This is a genomic window from Methanoregula sp. UBA64 (genome assembly GCF_002502735.1).
Classification (GTDB): Archaea; Halobacteriota; Methanomicrobia; order Methanomicrobiales; family Methanospirillaceae; genus Methanoregula.
The window spans coordinates 26,542-42,834 of record NZ_DAQC01000007.1 but is presented as its reverse complement, the minus strand read 5'-3'; the positions used below and the strand labels follow the sequence as shown (position 1 = coordinate 42,834).

General features: G+C 58.2%; 17 protein-coding genes. 10 read left to right on the top strand and 7 right to left on the bottom strand.

From position 1 onward, the window contains the following. Positions 1 to 52 precede the first annotated feature (52 nt). The 3 genes from BP758_RS10065 to BP758_RS10055 form a co-directional block, all read right to left on the bottom strand. Positions 53 to 778, bottom strand: coding sequence for a YkgJ family cysteine cluster protein (locus tag BP758_RS10065; protein WP_292370750.1), 726 nt, complete (start codon positions 776 to 778; stop codon positions 53 to 55). Positions 779 to 981: 203 nt separating this feature from the next. Beyond that, the gene (locus BP758_RS10060) at positions 982 to 1,239 is read right to left on the bottom strand and encodes a hypothetical protein (protein ID WP_292370749.1); all 258 of its coding nucleotides are present in this window, start codon (positions 1,237 to 1,239) and stop codon (positions 982 to 984) included. A gap of 276 nt (positions 1,240 to 1,515) precedes the next feature. Next, complete coding sequence (locus BP758_RS10055) at positions 1,516 to 1,983, bottom strand: hypothetical protein (RefSeq protein ID WP_292370748.1); 468 nt, start codon at positions 1,981 to 1,983, stop codon at positions 1,516 to 1,518. 190 nt (positions 1,984 to 2,173) lie between these two features. On the opposite strand from BP758_RS10055, the gene BP758_RS10050 reads away from it, so the two are divergent. The 3 genes from BP758_RS10050 to BP758_RS10040 all read left to right on the top strand — a co-directional run bounded on the left by BP758_RS10050 (position 2,174) and on the right by BP758_RS10040 (position 3,725). Next, entirely contained in the window at positions 2,174 to 2,632 is a 459-nt protein-coding gene (locus BP758_RS10050) for a Holliday junction resolvase-like protein (protein WP_292370747.1), read from the top strand. A gap of 79 nt (positions 2,633 to 2,711) precedes the next feature. Then, a complete protein-coding gene (locus BP758_RS10045; RefSeq protein WP_292370746.1) occupies positions 2,712 to 2,891 on the top strand; it encodes a hypothetical protein in 180 nt (59 codons plus the stop codon). Positions 2,892 to 2,975: 84 nt separating this feature from the next. Then, the gene (locus tag BP758_RS10040) at positions 2,976 to 3,725 is read left to right on the top strand and encodes a hypothetical protein (RefSeq protein ID WP_292370745.1); all 750 of its coding nucleotides are present in this window, start codon (positions 2,976 to 2,978) and stop codon (positions 3,723 to 3,725) included. A 181-nt stretch (positions 3,726 to 3,906) separates the two neighbouring features. Here the strand turns inward: BP758_RS10040 and BP758_RS10035 are convergent, their stop codons facing one another. Both BP758_RS10035 and BP758_RS10030 read right to left on the bottom strand, forming a co-directional pair. Further along, the gene (locus BP758_RS10035) at positions 3,907 to 4,407 is read right to left on the bottom strand and encodes a hypothetical protein (RefSeq protein WP_292370744.1); all 501 of its coding nucleotides are present in this window, start codon (positions 4,405 to 4,407) and stop codon (positions 3,907 to 3,909) included. A 217-nt stretch (positions 4,408 to 4,624) separates the two neighbouring features. Further along, positions 4,625 to 6,220, bottom strand: a complete 1,596-nt coding sequence (locus tag BP758_RS10030) for a DEAD/DEAH box helicase (protein WP_292370743.1) — start codon at positions 6,218 to 6,220, stop codon at positions 4,625 to 4,627. A gap of 141 nt (positions 6,221 to 6,361) precedes the next feature. Between BP758_RS10030 and BP758_RS10025 the strand changes: the two genes are divergently transcribed. Further along, complete coding sequence (locus BP758_RS10025) at positions 6,362 to 6,934, top strand: flavodoxin family protein (RefSeq protein WP_292370816.1); 573 nt, start codon at positions 6,362 to 6,364, stop codon at positions 6,932 to 6,934. 40 nt (positions 6,935 to 6,974) lie between these two features. On the opposite strand, the gene BP758_RS10020 is transcribed toward BP758_RS10025, so the two are convergent. Next, complete coding sequence (locus BP758_RS10020; RefSeq protein ID WP_292370742.1) at positions 6,975 to 7,718, bottom strand: MBL fold metallo-hydrolase; 744 nt, start codon at positions 7,716 to 7,718, stop codon at positions 6,975 to 6,977. Positions 7,719 to 7,874: 156 nt separating this feature from the next. Here BP758_RS10020 and BP758_RS10015 point away from each other — a divergent pair, with 156 nt between their 5' ends. The 6 genes from BP758_RS10015 (at position 7,875) to pheT (ending at position 15,490) form a co-directional block, all read left to right on the top strand. After that, positions 7,875 to 8,822: a hypothetical protein gene (locus BP758_RS10015; RefSeq protein WP_292370741.1), complete on the top strand. Its 948-nt coding sequence runs from the start codon at positions 7,875 to 7,877 to the stop codon at positions 8,820 to 8,822. A 104-nt stretch (positions 8,823 to 8,926) separates the two neighbouring features. Further along, entirely contained in the window at positions 8,927 to 9,772 is an 846-nt protein-coding gene (locus tag BP758_RS10010) for a deoxyribonuclease IV (protein WP_292370740.1), read from the top strand. A gap of 337 nt (positions 9,773 to 10,109) precedes the next feature. Further along, positions 10,110 to 11,093 carry a tRNA-intron lyase gene (gene endA / locus BP758_RS10005; RefSeq protein ID WP_292370739.1) on the top strand — a complete coding sequence of 328 codons (984 nt, stop codon included), beginning with the start codon at positions 10,110 to 10,112 and terminating at the stop codon, positions 11,091 to 11,093. Positions 11,094 to 11,111: 18 nt separating this feature from the next. After that, the gene (locus BP758_RS10000) at positions 11,112 to 12,368 is read left to right on the top strand and encodes a tryptophan--tRNA ligase (protein ID WP_292370738.1); all 1,257 of its coding nucleotides are present in this window, start codon (positions 11,112 to 11,114) and stop codon (positions 12,366 to 12,368) included. Between the two features lie 7 nt (positions 12,369 to 12,375). Continuing rightward, complete coding sequence (locus BP758_RS09995) at positions 12,376 to 13,833, top strand: phenylalanine--tRNA ligase subunit alpha (protein ID WP_292370737.1); 1,458 nt, start codon at positions 12,376 to 12,378, stop codon at positions 13,831 to 13,833. A 1-nt stretch (position 13,834) separates the two neighbouring features. Beyond that, positions 13,835 to 15,490: a phenylalanine--tRNA ligase subunit beta gene (gene pheT / locus BP758_RS09990; RefSeq protein WP_292370736.1), complete on the top strand. Its 1,656-nt coding sequence runs from the start codon at positions 13,835 to 13,837 to the stop codon at positions 15,488 to 15,490. Here the strand turns inward: pheT and hisF are convergent. Beyond that, positions 15,432 to 16,238 carry an imidazole glycerol phosphate synthase subunit HisF gene (gene hisF / locus BP758_RS09985; RefSeq protein WP_292370735.1) on the bottom strand — a complete coding sequence of 269 codons (807 nt, stop codon included), beginning with the start codon at positions 16,236 to 16,238 and terminating at the stop codon, positions 15,432 to 15,434. The genes pheT and hisF overlap by 59 nt on opposite strands. Positions 16,239 to 16,293: the final 55 nt, after the last annotated feature.

The window sequence follows — 16,293 nt, the reverse complement described above, 5'->3', positions numbered from 1 at the left end:
TCAGTGCCTTAAGGGGTATTCCTGCAGGAGGAGTGTACGATCTTCGGGGGTCTTACCTCTCATCGTGATTCCTGCAGATTACCTGTTTTTCCAGTGCGCCGTTGTAGTAGGCCATGACCGTGATCGGGGCACCGCTGCGGTACTCGCGCATCTGCCCGTCGTATATCTTCTGGACATGCCGGAGCCCGGCTTTCAAAAACAAACCCTGAACACACTCCAGGAACGCAATCTGCTGGGAGAGGAACGCGTGTTCGTAGGCGATCGTCTCCCGGGCGATCTCCATGCTTTCCTCTAAGGAGATCTCTGCATCGTACCCGCCGTGCCTTTCAAGGCCGGAGATCTGGCGCCAGTCCACTTTTCCCCGCTCGTCCGGTTCCCGGTGGAGCATGTACGGGTAGATGCGGCAGATGGAAAACCTGCGATCGTAAATCCGGCACCGGTTGTTTTCCAGAAACCAGCACGATCCATCCGGATCGTTCTTCACTTTCAGGGCATACCCGGATACGTAGAAAATACCGTTCTGGTCGCAGAACTCGGGATCCGGTGCCGGTTCCAGGGCACAAGGGTCGATACTCCTGACTGCCGCGACATCCCGGTCGAGCAGGAAGACATGGCCGTTGAATGCCCGGGTACAGCATTTACCGCAGGAGGTGCACCGGAAGCGCACGTCACGGATAATACCGGAAAAGCGCTCCTCGGGGTACAATGACAGTGCATCCCGCTCGGCAGCGAGCGCTGAGATCCGGGAAGGAATAGGGAGGAGGGAAACAGCAATCACCGGCTTTTATGTGCAGGAAAACGTATGGCGAGAGATGATATTGTTGTTATGGTGGCGATCATGCAGCCATCTCTTCACCGGCTCGCCCCGCCGGCTCCCTCATGCGCCGGCAGGGTAAAAAAACATATTCCCGTGAGGGGTTTACCCGTTAAAACCTGAATAATTCACGGGCAATATCCGTACTAAAAAAAATTTAAAACTGATCACTGGATTGCAGAACGAAGTGCTGCAATGTTCTTTTCCAGTTTTGCAAGGATCTTTTCGCCGGATTTATTCGGAATAACCCGGGGTTCTGCCAAAACTGCCCTGTCCATGCCGAATTTAACAAAGACTTCGCCTTCGGTATTTACATAAATATTACTCAGAACCTGCTGATCGCGAAGCCGGTCAAATTTTGAAATTCCTTTCTGGGCGAGAATTTCACGTATTCGTTTTACTTTTCCCCGCTCGTATGCGCTCATATTTCGTGAGCCTTTTGGCCGTCCTCGTGGCATATATCAGAATTTTTTTCTTGTGGTATATATAAGGATCGCATGCTCCGGCGTTGCAGGCATACCAAAGAGGGAAATCCTGCAACAAATCTTCAGAACAGTTTACCGGGAAAAATCAGAATCGGGACGCATTTTTTAAAAATACGCCATGATTATCCCGATATTTCCCAAATCCAAAATAATAAAAAAACCATGCGCGTTTTGGAACAATTCTCTTATTAAAAAAATTACCGGACTGTTTTTGGGTTACGATCCAACCATGATCGGGGTCTGTTTCTCCGGCACCTTTTTCTGTACAGGTGGTTTTGGGGGCTGGACAGACTGCACCGGGGACTCCTTTTGTTTCTCCTCGTGTCCCCCGAGGAGCCGGTTCTGGTGGGTAAGCGCGGCAAGGATCTGCCGGTTCACTTCCAGGTTCTCCTTTGTTACCGCGGCAATATCAGCAAGGATCTTCGTCTGTTCAGCGAGCCGTGCATCCAGTTCGGTATTGAAGGGAGTACCGGCGGCTTCCCCGTGGGGCAGGACGAGCTGCCGTTTCTTTGCAAATTCGCTCCGCCGCTTCCAGATCTTGCTGATGCTGTCGAGACCCTTCTTTGTGTCAGGAAACACCCTGAGATATTGCTCGTAAAATTCACGGCTGTCCCTGCATTTGAGGACGAGGTCGATCTCTGCTTCCTCGACTACCTGGTATTTTCGGCCCTGAGTTTTCTGCATAACAGTACTCTCCTAAGTCTACCATGCGGGAAAAAAGAATTGTGGTTCGCATACCTCTTCACGCAAAAACCCCGTACTCTGTTTGGAGTTCGGGTACACCCCGAAGAACAGCTGCCGGTGGAGTAGACTATCCCTTCATTTTCACCCTCCCTGCCACCGGGGCTATAAGGGCCGGCGGGCAGTACCTCCCATGGATCTTATCTACAGCGGTATTGCGGCGCTGATCGCTCTCGTTACCGGGTTTATTCTCGGATGGGGGTATGTAAAAGCCCAGATCACCGCGATAGAGGCCCGCTGCCGTGCCGAACTTGAACAGTGGAAGGCAGAAGCTGCAAAAGAGATCCGGAAAGACTCGGTGAACCGTTCCCGGTCAACCCTGAAGGGAAAGATCGCAGAGCAGATGGCCCCGGTGTACCCCGCGTTCCGGTATCTTCCCGCAGACGCACGGTTCATCGGTTCCCCGGTGGACTATATTGTTTTTGACGGGCTGTCTGAAGTGGCAGACGAACACGGGACCTCCCTTAAAATCGTGTTCATGGATGTCAAGCACGGGGCGGCAACGCTCACCCGGACACAGAGAGTGATAAAAAAGGCGGTCGATGAGGGGAGGGTCTCGTGGGAGACGCTCCATATTCCGGATGAACGATGACACCTGCCGGGCAAGCGTTTATTATCTCCTTGCCGCCACCGTATAGATAATAAAAAAATAATCCCCGGGTTGAATTGCCATGGAAAAGATCCTGCAGGTATTAAGCATCTTTATTGCCTTTTTTGTGATCGTCGATGGGATCTATGTATACGTGATGCCCCCGTACGGCGATGAACCGGTTGCCGCGGCAATCATCCTTATCGGGATATTCATCCCCATTCTTACCTTCTCAGTAGCACGATGGGAACGTGTTTCGTGAGAGGAAAGAAAACACTGTTTTTTCTTTTTTCCATCGTGCACTCCCCGGAAGCCTTATTGCGGTACGGGTTAACCCGGTGGTATCATGAGCGATCTGATACTTACTGCCCGTAAAAGGGCATTTCCCAGCACCGGGCGCGCCCGTATCAACGGGGCCACCCTCAGGGACCTTGGCATCGGGGAACGAGACGATATCGATGTCGGCACAACCACAAAAGATACGTGGATCACGGTCTCTGCATTCTCGGATTCGCTGGTCGGGCCCGATGAAATCCGTCTCTCCCCGGAAGATCTCTCGGCACTCGGGATAGAAGAGGGCACCCCGGTGGTTGTTAAAAAGAACATCCCCTTACAAGAACAGGTGGAAAAAAGCGTACATACTGCCGGGGACCACCTGGCAGGAGAGCTTGCCGGGCTCACAGGAAAACTCCGGGAAACGGTTGAACCGGTCACGGCAAAGGCACAGGCAACCGTTCAGGAAGCCTATACCCAGGTCACCGGGGAGCTTCCGACAAAAGACGAGATCAGCCGGGCGATCGATGATGCCCGGAAAAAGATCGCCCCGATGTTCACCCCGGACGATGCCGGAACGCTCCTCTCGCTGCTGTACGAGAGCAACGGGGCGATCCGGGCAGTCGTCATTCCCCCGGGAAAGGAGACAACCATTGCCGGATTAGGGCTTCCCGCAGGCGTCTCGGCCATTGCATTCCGCAAGGAAGGGGAAGGCGGTCGTATGATACCTGCACCGGACAGCACCGTTACGGCAGGGGACAAGCTCTTCCTTATCGGCGATGAGACCCTGCTTGCACCGGCGCTCCAGAAGATCGGATTATAATTTTTTTTTAGCCCCGGTTTTTTAGCTTTTTATACCCGGTACGCAGATACCACCGTAAGGGAGGTTCCACTCTACGCCGGCAATCCCGCAGACCATACCTTCCCGTGAATACGTGCCACGGGGGCAGGCAGACATCTCGTACTATTGAGCGGCCGGTGAATATCACCCGCCAAAAAAAGGATTAGTTATAGGATCTGAAGGGGACGTACTGGTCGATAACCTTGACCCGGTCTCCCTGCGGGGTAACAACCCAGACTTCTGCCCGGTCCTTGTTGCCGGTCGAACCCTTGAGCTGGACGGTCTTTCCGACATAGAGCGGCTGGACCATCTTGTCGCTTTCTACCGTCCCGTCTTCCTTGTACAGCATCAGGTCGATCTCGGGGATGACGTTAAGGCCTTTTCCGCCGCGGAAGGTAAGGATGACCTCGGGGTCGATTGCCTTGCCGTTGCTCGCAACCTGGACATCCACATTCCAGTTGGTCTGCAGGGTCTGGGTTGGTCCGGGGGTGGCAAGTGTCACGGTCGTGGGTGCTGCGGCAGCGGTAGTCTCAGCAACCGTCGGTGCCTCGGTCGCCACTTCGGTGGTCGGAACCGGGGTTGCCTGCTGGGCGGCGGGCTGGGTGCACCCGGCTGCGACGAGCAGGAGAATCAGGAAGGCAATGCCTCCATACAGAAATTTCATATGCATACAGGAGTTTCGCCGTCCGGTCTATTTAGGATTACGCGTCCAGAGCGAAAAACAGGGGAATTTTCCAGGGGTTTTCCCGGAGAGATGGTTTTTGCCCTGCCCTGACGAGATGACCGCTCTGATCCGACAGAGCTTGGCACCGCCCCGGAAATGAACGGCGCGCTCACCCGCAATGCCACGGAATTATGGATCGGAAAAAAAGACTATGGGATTATTCCCTCCGGCCCTGGGCCGGCTCGATCCCGGTGGGCTGGCCACGGATCGTACGCTCCTTCATGATCGTATAGACCTCTTCAGCGCAGTCGCGGGGAATTTCTACAAACGAGTAGGTATCGAGGATACGGATAGCGCCGATGGATTTTCCTGGGATACCGGTCTCGTTTGCAATGGCTCCCACGATATCCTTCGGGGCCACGTTGTGGTCGCGGCCAAGGCCCAAAAAGAACCTGACCATGCCGGCTTCGGCGCCGGTGTCCCCGAAATCGGCCGGGGCATGTTCCCTTTTCGCCTCTGCACCCTGCTCCATCTGCATCTTTAGGAGCGCTGCGGCAATGTCAAGCGTGGTCAGGTCGCCTTCGCTTTCCTGCTCGATTAACCGCGCATACGGTTCTACTCCCCCGTTGCGGACTATCTCGCGCACCTCTTCGAGGATGGTCTTTGTCTTGGATTCGACAACGTCTTTTGTGGTTGGCAGGGGGATCCGGGTAATCTGGACCCGGGTATATTTCTGGATCTCGCGGAGCTTGGTGAAGTCCCGGGGCGTGACAAAGGTGATCGCCCGCCCGCTCTTTCCGGCCCGGCCCGTCCGGCCGATCCGGTGGACATAGTACTCGACGTCCTGCGGGACATCGTAGTTGATCACCATGTCGACATCCTCGACATCGATCCCGCGGGCAGCGACATCGGTGGCGATTAAAATCTCGATGGAACCTTTCCGGAACCCGCCCATGACCCGGTCGCGCTGGGACTGTTTCATGTCGCCGTGGAGTTCCTCGGCACGGTAGCCCCGCGCCCGGACGCGGCCGGCAAGGTCTTCTGCGCCTCTTTTCGTGTTGCAGAAGATGATCACCAGGTGCGGGTCGACAACATCGATCACCCGGCAGAGGGATTCGAGCTTGTCCCGGTCCCTGACCTCGACATAGGTCTGTTCGATGGCCGGGACGGTAAGTTCCTGGTACTCGACCCGGACAAACTCGGGTTTGTTCAGGAACCGTTTCGAGATCTCGATGATCGGCTGGGGCATCGTTGCCGAAAAAAGGAGCGTCTGCCTCTTCTGCGGGATGCGCTTTAAGATGCGCTCGATGTCGTCCCGGAAACCCATGTCAAGCATCTGGTCTGCCTCGTCGAGCACAACCATCGAAACGTTGTCGAGCGAGAGGGTGCGGCGTTTCAGGTGGTCCATCACGCGGCCGGGGGTACCGATCACGATATGGACTCCCTGGGCAAGAGCCCTGAGCTGGCGCTCGATGGGCTGGCCGCCATAGACCGGCAGGACCGTGATCTTCGGGAGGTATGCGAGGAGATGCGAGAATTCCTCGGCGATCTGGATGGCAAGTTCACGGGTCGGGCAGAGCACGATGGCCTGCACGACCTTCTGCGATGCGTCGATGTTTTCGATAACGGGGATGCCAAATGCGGATGTTTTACCGGTACCGGTCTGCGCCTGCGCAGTCACGTCACGGCCGGCCTGGATGAGGGGGATGGCGAGTGCCTGGATAGGGGTGGGCTCTTCAAAGCCCATATTTTCTATGGCTTTCGCGATCTCTTTTGAGAGCGAGAGATCGGAAAACTGCAACCTTGAATTCATATCGCACGACTATTTGGCGCGCAGGTTCTTAAGATGGTGCCTTAAGGAGCAGGAGGGTATCCAAAGTATCCTCTGGCCTACTGGGGGTATTATGTCGCGGGCAGTGCTAACGGGAAATAATCAGGGAGACAGACCATGAGCATAAAAGTTGTCGCATTCAACGGGAGCGCACGCAAAGACGGGAACACTGCGATCCTCGTGCAGACGCTCTTTAAGGAACTGGAAAAGGCAGGGATCGAGACCGAGCTTGTCCCTCTGGCTGCAAAGAAGATGCACGGGTGCCTTGCCTGCGGGAAGTGCTGGGAGAAGAAGGACCGGCGCTGCGTTATCGACGATTACGTGAACGAGTGCATTGCAAAGATGGACGAGGCAGACGGGATCATCCTTGCCTCGCCGACCTATTTCTCGGATGTGACAACCGAGATGAAGGCCCTCATCGACCGGGCCGGGTACGTGGCGCTTGCCAACGACAGCATGTACAGGAGAAAGATCGGGGCGGCAGTCGTTGCCGTGCGCCGGGGAGGGGCAATTCATACCTTCGATACGCTCAACCATTTCTTCTTCATCAACCAGATGATAGTCCCGGGATCCCGGTACTGGAACGTGGGGATCGGCCTCGAGAAAGGGGATGTTACAAAGGACGAGGAGGGGCTGGAGACCATGAAGGTGCTGGGCGAGAACATGGCCTGGCTGATGAAAAAGCTCAAAAAATAACCGTTTTTTTAGGAATGAACCGGGCAGGCCAAAAACGGCCTTATACCCCGACCTGCAGCTCATCCTCGGAGACGATAAGCCCGGGACACTCTTTTTCAAACCGTGTCTTTAGTGCCCGGCGTTCCTCCATCGTCTTATAGACCTCGGCCCCGAAATGCGTCAGCGCCAGGCGCTTTGCCCCGGCCCGCTTTGCTACATCAATTGCATCCTCCGGGTTCATATGGGGCCAGAGAGGGCTCTTTTCGCCGGGCTTAAGCCCGCATTCCGTGATGAGGAGGTCCGCATTGCGTGCAAGGGTCACCGCGTTCTCGCAGATCCCGGTGTCCGTGCAGTAGGTCACCACCTTCCCGTCGATCTCGAACCGGTAGCCCATGCAGGGGACAGGGTGTACGAGCGGCAGGCAGGTGACCTTAAAGGGAAGTTCGTGGAGACCTTCGGCAAGTTCGGTCACGGTCACCGGGAAGGGGACCTCATCGAGGGGGACGGTGTAGGGATCGCGAAGCAGGCCGGCAAGGTTCGCGGTTGTCCCGATCCCCCCGCAGATAGTAAGCCCTTTTTTGAACCGGAACTTCACGAGCACATGGAGACCCTCCGTGTGGTCGAGGTGGAAATGGGAGAGGAAGAGAAAGGCCGGTTTCTCCTGGTTAAGGTACCGGTCGGCCTTTGCGATGCCGTTTCCCGCATCGAGGATGATATCGTAGTCCTTTGCCGTAATCAGCGCCGAGACGGTATTTCCCGTTGCCGAATCGTACCACCCGTTCGTCCCAAGAAAGGCGACCTGCATACCGGTGCGTTGGTCTTCTTCCCTCATCAAGGTTCAGGAAACGGATTTTTTTCCTGTGCCCCGGTGAAAAACCGCCCCCGTTTCTTTCCAGCATACGCGGGTTTTTAAACGACACGGGATAATGACAAAATGCTCATAGTTTCGGATGTGAATTGCATGAAACACGTCGTATCTTTCGCGCTCTGTGCACTCCTGTTCGCCTGTTTTGCCTGTGCGATCCCTGCCGGCGCAGTCGTTCTTGAAGTGACCGTCAAAGGCACGGTATCGGATATCTCCGCAGCAGACAACACCCTGACCATCGCGAACCCCTCGCAGTACGGGTGCGACTACGGCTCGGGCACCTCCGCCCCGGTCTGCTCGTGGACGCCGCTGAATACCACAACGCTCTCCGGCACCGTCCCGGACAAGGCAGCATTCTCCGTTTTTAAGACGGGCGATTCTGTTGTTGCAGTAAGCCTCGGCGGTACAGGCGGAACCTGGATCTCGCTTGCAAAGCTCTACGGTTCGGGTACCTACGCAGATTACGCAACCGACGAGATCGGCGATATCGGGAGCCTGCCGGTCAGCCTGATCGGCGACTATACAGTCACCGCAGACACGGTTCCTGACTGCTCAGCCTGCACCGGGACGACCTGCACGGCATCGGCATCCAACGTGACGATCAAAAGCGGGAAAACCGCCGCAGCCGCAAAGACCCTGTCCCCCGGCCAGTCGCTCTTCTTTAACGGGAGGAACGATGCATCGAGCGTGAACGTGACCTTTGTGAAGGGAGAGGCACTCTCATCCACCTGCCCGGGGAAGGCCGGGATGGTCGGCGGCGTCCAGCCGGTCTCCGATTACCTTGTCCACGTCGTTCCCCCGCTCTCTGTCACCGCGACAGCGCACGAGACCGGGGCGGCGGTGACTGCTGAAACTTCAGCGCCGGCGGTAGCGGCTTCATCGGCACCGGTTTCAGCAGCACCGGTTTCAGCAGCACCGGTTTCAGCAGCACCGGTTTCAGCAGCACCCGCGACAACCCAGAAGTCCGGGCTGCCTTTTGCGGCACTCACCGTGACTGGCCTCGGGGCAGTCGTGCTCCTTGCCGGCCGGAACCGCGGAAACTAACCCCCCGTTCTTTTTTATTGTGACCCGATCGCAACCTCCATTTCCCGGGCCGGCGCAATGCTACCTGATACACACATGCTTCGCGTATGCAGGGAGGATACGGTATGGCACCGGTAAAGGTCGGCGTCCATGTCTCTATCGCCGGTTCACTCGATCTTGCCGTTGACCGGGCAAACGATGCCGGGTGCAATGTCTTCCAGCAGTTCTCACGGAACCCCCGGGGATGGAATGCCAAGCCCCTCGTGGATTCGGACTGCGAGCTCTACAAAAAGAAGATCGCCGCCACCGGTCTCCTCCCGGTCGACCACATGCCCTACCTCCCGAACCTTGCCTCGCCAAAGCCGGAGATCTGGGAGAAGTCCGTCCAGTCGCTTACCGCAGAACTCGACCGGTGCGGGAGACTGGGCATCCCTCACCTTGTAACCCATCTCGGCCACCACCTCGGGGACGGTATTGCGGGCGGAAGGGCCCGGGTGATAAAGGCCATCAACCTGGCGCTCGCATCGTCGGGATCGCCGACCATGCTGCTCCTCGAAAACACCGCCGGGGAAAAAAACAGCGTGGGCAGCAGCTTCGAACACATCGGGGCAATCCTTGCCGGGCTCTCCGAAGAGAAGCGGATCGGCGTCTGTTTCGACACCTGCCATGCGTTTGCCGCCGGCTACGAGTTACGAACCGCCGACGGGATTGCCTCGACCCTTGCGCAGTTCGACGAGCAGATCGGGGTTTCCCGGCTCAAGATAATCCACCTCAACGATACCAAGGGCGACCTCGGGAGCGGGCTTGACCGGCACGAACATATCGGCATGGGGTATATCGGCGAGGAGGGCTTCAGGCATATCCTGCACGACCCGGTCTTTGCGCGCCTGCCGCTGGTCTGCGAGACGCCGGTGGACGAGCGGAGGGACGACCGGGGCAATATCGCAAAAGTCCGCGAGCTTGCCGCATAACCCCCTGAAAATACAAAGAAACGGGTGCCATAGGTATTCCTTTTTCCGGGAAACGCAAAAATCATCCCGGAAAGAGGGTATCAGATCCGGGGGACGTGCAACAGCGACTTCCTTTCAAAGGATACGAATATGGCCAGAAGTGTTGGGATTTTATAATCATATATGTATCGCACCGGGCAAATGTAATTCCTATGGAATACGCCCGGATTCCCTGCCTGCACCTGTTTTTTTCCAGTACCCCCGGAAACGTCCCTGCGCGGCCCGCACGGCTCCCACGCCCTTATTATACCCGGCCTCCAATAATTCCGGCACGAAAGCGATTTTTGACGGCACTTCAGTGCTGACCGGAAGGGACGGACGGGTGCTCTACGACCAGAGCGGGTATGGCCGCCCCGAAGGGGAGAATATCCGTCTCGCACCGCAGGAGGCAATCTACCTGCTCCACCGCCAGAAGATCGAGGTTCCCGGGTATACCTTCGACACGCTGCTTGCCGAATATGCCGACCAGCGGAACTTCCTGCGCAGCTTCCTTGTGTACCGCGACCTGCGGGAGCGCGGGTACGTTGTCCAGACCGGGCCGCACGACTACCGGGTCTTCCGGCGCGGCGAGAAACCGGGCACCGGCGAATCGCTCTACCTTGTCCGCGTCCTCTCGGAGCGTGACCCGGTGAGATTTGTAAAACTCATCGAGGAAGTGGTCACGGCACGGAACATGAGAAAGCAGTACGTGCTCGCCGTGGTCGACGATGAAGAGGAGCTGACCTACTACGAGATCAAGCTCCAGAAGCTTGCCGATGCCTGCGTTCCCGCTCTGGCTATCCAGAAGAAAGAGGCGATCCTTGTCGGGCGATCGGCCATGGTGAGGGTTCCTCCGCAGTCCGATCTCGAAGGCGCGGGTTTCGGGAAACGTCTCGACGATCAACGGCTCATGATCTCTCCCGTGGAACTCCTCTATCTCATGGACGCCGGCCTCCTTGGTGCAAAAAAGGGAGGAGCACTGCTTTCTGCTGCCGATTACTTCGCGTATGCCTCGCAGTCCGATTCCGAACTTGCGGAGAAAGGCAAGGTCTATACCGAGCTGCGGAAACACAACTTCACCCCACGGACCGGCTACAAGTTCGGCCATCACTTCCGGGTCTACTGCGGCAAAAACGTGCACTCCGATCTCCTCGTACATGCGATAGAGAAGGAAGCCGTCATGCCCATGAGCGTGATCTCCCGCTCGGTCAGGATGGCGCACAGCGTGAAAAAGAAGATGTTGTTTGGCTGTGTACATACTACCGGTATCCAGTTCGTCGAATTTGCGCGGATCAAGTTATAGATAACGAGCGTTTTCATCATGACAGAGCCGCAGATCAACCCGTGGTCGAGCACCCCCTCCCTCGATATTGAAAAGACCTTTGCAGAGTTCGGGATCGACCCGATAGCCCCGGTCCTTGCGGAGCTCCCCGATGTACCGTACTTCATGCGCCGGGGCATCGTGCTCGGGCACCGCGATTACCTCCCGATTGCCCGGGCGATCAAAACCCACGCGCCCTTTTACCTGCTCACCGGGTTCATGCCAAGCGGCCACCCGCACCTCGGCCACCTGCTCTTAATGAAGGAGATTGTCTGGCACGTGCAACAGGGCGCAACCGGCTGTGTCACGATCGCGGACCGGGAGGCATATGCAGTCCGGGGCCTCTCGTGGGAGAAGTGCCGGGAGTACGGAAAGGAGTACCTCTCCTGCCTCTATGCGCTGGGCTACAAAGGGGAGACCTACTTCCAGAGCAAAAACAACCGGCTCAAGGATCTTGCCTTTGAAGCGGCAACAAAGGTGAACTTCTCCGAGCTCTCCGCCATCTACGGGTTTACCCCGGAGACGGCGCTCGCCCATGCGGACAGCGTGATCACGCAGGTCGCCGATATCCTGTACCCGCAGGTCGAGAAGGGACCGGCGCCGACGATTGTCCCGGTCGGGATCGACCAGGACCCCCATATCCGGCTCACAAGAGGAATTGCAAACAAGTTCCGGATGTTTTTGGTCGAGGAACGCGAGGGCCTGGTGAGCGTTCGCGCGAAGAACGCCCCCGAGGGAGCGCTCGAAGCCGTGAAAAAGGCGTTCCCGCACACGAAGAAATACGAGGGCCATGTGGACATCAAAGACGCGGCCTGTGCAGACGTGAGCGCGAAGGTCCGGGAGATCGAACTCTCCTTTGGCGGGTACGGGTTCTACACCCCCTCCTCGACTTACCACCAGTTCCTCCCGGGTCTCACCGGCGGGAAGATGTCGTCGAGCGTGCCGGAGAGTTTCATCTCGTTTTTCGAGCCCGAGGCGGCAGTACGAAAGAAGGTGATGAGTGCACTCACCGGCGGCAGGATGACGCTTGAGGAGCAGAAGCGCCTTGGCGGCGAGCCGGAGAAGTGCACGCTCTATCTCCTCAACATGTTCCACATGGTGACCGACGATGCAGCGCTCGCGGAGATCCACCGCAAATGCAGGGCCGGCGAGATCACCTGCGGCCAGTGCAAGAAGGAGACCGCGGAACGGGTTGTGGCCTTCCTTAAGGATTTCAAGGAGAAGATGGACGTGGCGGCAGAGACAATCGAGGTGTGAAAGGAGAATGGCGGAACTGACGTTAAACGAGAAGAGGCTGCTTGCCGCGCTTGCAAAGACCGGGACAACGACGGTCGGCGTTCCCGATGTTGCGGCAGTAATGGAAGCCACCCCGGAAGCAGTAGTCCAGTGGGCATACCTTGCCATGGACAACGGGCAGGTAACGCTCGAACGCATTGTGGAGAAGTCGTATACCTATACCGAAGAGGGTACGGCATACCGTACAGCGGGGCTCCCCGAAACCCAGCTCCTTGCGGCAATCGGTGAAAAGGGCATCCAGCTCGCCGAACTCCAGAAGCACCCGGCGTTTAAGATCGGGTTTGGCCAGCTCCGGAAGAAGGGGCTTGTTACCGTCACCGGGACCGAAGTGACAAAAACCGCCGGCGCCTCGACTGCCGGTGACGAGGCGGCGCTCGCAGACCCGAAACATGCCGGGGAGAAGGCAAAGGAACTCCTCAAGCGCAAGCTGCTCTCCGAGACCGAGACCGTCCGGTACACCGTCGCCCTTACTCCTGACGGAGTGAAGACCGCTGCCGCCGGCCTCGACCTCTCAGAAGAGATCGGCACCCTCACCCGGGACCAGATCCTCTCCGGGTCGTGGAAGTCCGCAAACCTGCGGAAGTACGACATCCACAAGCTCCCGAGGACCGCCTACCCGGGAAAGTCCCACCCGTACCAGCGGCTCATCGACGAGATGCGCCAGATCCTGTTAGAGATGGGCTTTACTGAGATGCACGGCGGGATTGTCCAGAGCGCGTTCTGGAACTTCGACGCCCTCTTCCAACCCCAGGACCACCCGGCCCGGGAGATGCAGGACACCTTTTACCTTAAGGAAGAAGCACCCCTTCCCTCCGGCTGGGAACGCCTCCGCGACATGCACGAGCACGGCGGGGAGACCTCTTCAACCGGCTGGGGCGGGACGTGGAACCCCGAAAAGGCAAAACAGTGCGTGCTGCGGACCCACACCACGAGCCTTTCCATCCAGTACCTTGCCAGACACCCCGAACCCCCGGTAAAGGCATTCTGCGTGGGCCGGGTATACCGGCGCGAGGCCATCGACCCCACCCACACCCCCGAGTTCGAGCAGCTCGAAGGGATCGTGATGGACAAGGGCGTTACCTTCCGCCACCTGCTCGGGTTTTTGAAGGAGTTCTACCAGCGGATGGGCTTCGAGGACGTACGGTTCCGGCCCGGGTTCTTCCCGTACACCGAGCCCTCGGTCGAGCCCGAGATCTGGGTGGACGGCCTGGGCTGGGTCGAGATGGGCGGGGCGGGCGTCTTCCGGCAGGAAGTCACGGCCCCGTGGGGGGTTACCTGCCCCGTGCTTGCCTGGGGCCTTGGCGTGAGCCGGGTAGCGATGTTCCGGCTCGGGTTAAAGGACCTGCGGCAGCTCTACCAGAGCGACCTCGAATGGATCCGGGCAAACCCCGTGCATGCGCCGGCAAAAGTCGGGAGGAAGGCGTAATATGGCAATCATCAGCCTCTCCTACAAATACCTCGAACGGCTCACCGGGACCGACCGTAAGACGATCATCGATCGCATCTCGATGATCGGGTCCGAGGTGGAACGCATCGAGGAAGACCACGTTGACGTGGAGTTCTTCCCGAACCGCCCCGACCTCTTCTCGGTCGAAGGCGCAGCCCGGGCAATGCGGGGATTTCTCGGGATCGAGACCGGCCTGCCGAAATACTCGGTAAAACCGTCCGGCATAACATTTACCATCGACCCGAAGCTTGCGAAGATCCGACCCTGCCTTGCATCTGCCGTGATCCGGAACGTCAGCTTTGACGACGAGTCGATCCTCTCGGTCATGGCGCTCCAGGAAGCGCTGCACTGGGCAGTCGGGCGCGGCCGGAGCAAGGTTGCCATCGGCATCCACGATCTCGACACGGTGACGGCACCGTTCCACTACCGGGCATCCCCGCGGGACCGGAAGTTCGTGCCGCTCGATTTTACCAAGGAGCTCACGCTCGACGGGATCCTTGCCGAGCACCCGAAGGGGAAGGACTATGCAAAGATCGTCAGGGACTTCCCGCTCTTCCCGCTCATTGTCGACAACGAGGACCATGTCTGCTCGTTCCCGCCGATCATCAACGGCGAGCGGACCCGGGTGACCACAAAGACAAAGAACATCCTCCTCGATGTCACCGGGACCGACCAGCGGGCGGTAAACGTTGCGGCAAACATCGTCTGCACGGCGCTTGCCGAAGCCGGCGCCACCATCGAGAGCGTTGAGATCGAAGGGAAAACCTTCCCCGACCTCGCGCCCGCCGAGCGCACGGTGAGCGTCCGCGAATGCTGCGAACTGGTCGGCGTGGAACTTACCGCCCCGCAGATGGTTGCGCTCCTTGAAAAGATGCGGTTTGGCGCCGAGGTTGTCGGAGAGGATAAGGTCAAAGTGCAGGTGCCCTGCTTCCGGGCCGACATCATGCACGACTGGGACATCTTCGAGGACGTTGCGATTGCCTACGGGTACGAGAACTTTGCCGTGGAACTCCCGCCAACGTTTTCCATAGGAAAAGAGCACCCGGCAAACCGTATCGCCGGGCAGGCCCGGGACGTCCTTGCCGGCCTCGGGTACCTCGAAACCATGCCCTTTACGCTCACCAACGAGCGGGTGCTCTTCGATGCCCTCCGGCGCCCCCGGCTCGCAGAGACGCTCCACCTCATGCACCCGATCAGCGAGGAATACACGGTGGTCCGTACCGATATCCTGCCACTCCTTTTAGAGATGCTCCAGGTCAACCGGCACCGCGAGCTCCCGCAGCGGATCTTTGCCACGGGCGACGTGGTGGCTAAGCTCCACACGGGCCAGAAGATTGCAGCGGCAGGCACCCACCCGTCGGCTGACTTCTCCGAGGCCTATGCCCATGTGGACGCCGTGCTCCGCGAACTGGGGATCGCCTATACGGTAGCAGAGTCAAAGGACGAGGCGTTCATCGAGGGCCGGAGAGCAGATATCCTCGTACACGGGAAAAAAGTCGGGGTCTTTGGCGAGATCCATCCCGCAGTGCTCACCGCATTCGAACTCGAACACCCGGTGGCGGCCTTCGAGCTCGATCTTAAAGCCGTACCGGGATATCCCGACGAGCCAGATACTCTTTTACATCGCGGACCGTAAACTCGCCGTAGTGAAAGACGCTTGCCGCAAGGCAGGCGTCGGCCTTTCCTTTCGTAAACCCGTCGTAGAAATGTTCGAGCGTGCCCACCCCGCCGCTTGCGATCACCGGGATATTTGCCGATTCCGAGATCGCCCGGGTGATGGCGAGATCAAACCCGTTTTTGGTGCCGTCGGTCTCCATGCTCGTTAAGAGGATCTCCCCGGCACCGCGTTCCTCGGCTTCCTTTGCCCAGCGCACCGCATCGATCCCGGTCGGCTTGCTCCCGCCATAGATCACGACCTCGTACCAGCAGGTCCGGCCGTCGCAGAGCTTCACCGGCACCGCCTCCGGGTTCTCCGTAAAGTTCCTTTTCACGTCCATCGCGACCACGATACACTGCGTCCCGAAAGACTCTGCCCCCTTCGTGATGATCGACGGGTCGTGGACTGCGCTCGTGTTCAGGCTCACCTTGTCGGCGCCGGCCCGGAGGATCTGCTGGATATCGTCGGTCGTCTTTAAGCCGCCCCCGACCGTGAGGGGCAAAAAGAGCTGGTCTGCCGCACGCTGGATGAGGTCGATGATGATGCCGCGTTTCTCCTTTGAGGCCGTGATATCAAGGAATACGACCTCGTCAGCCCCCTGTTCATTATAGCGCGAGGCAAGCTCCACCGGGTCGCCGGCGTCCCGGAGTCCCAGGAAATTTGTCCCTTTTACCACCCTGCCGTCTTTCAAATCAAGGCAGGGGATGATCCGCCGCGTGAGCACCATTTCATTCTTGGTTTCTCCTGCAAGGGCTATCTACCTAACTATTCACCAATTCGCT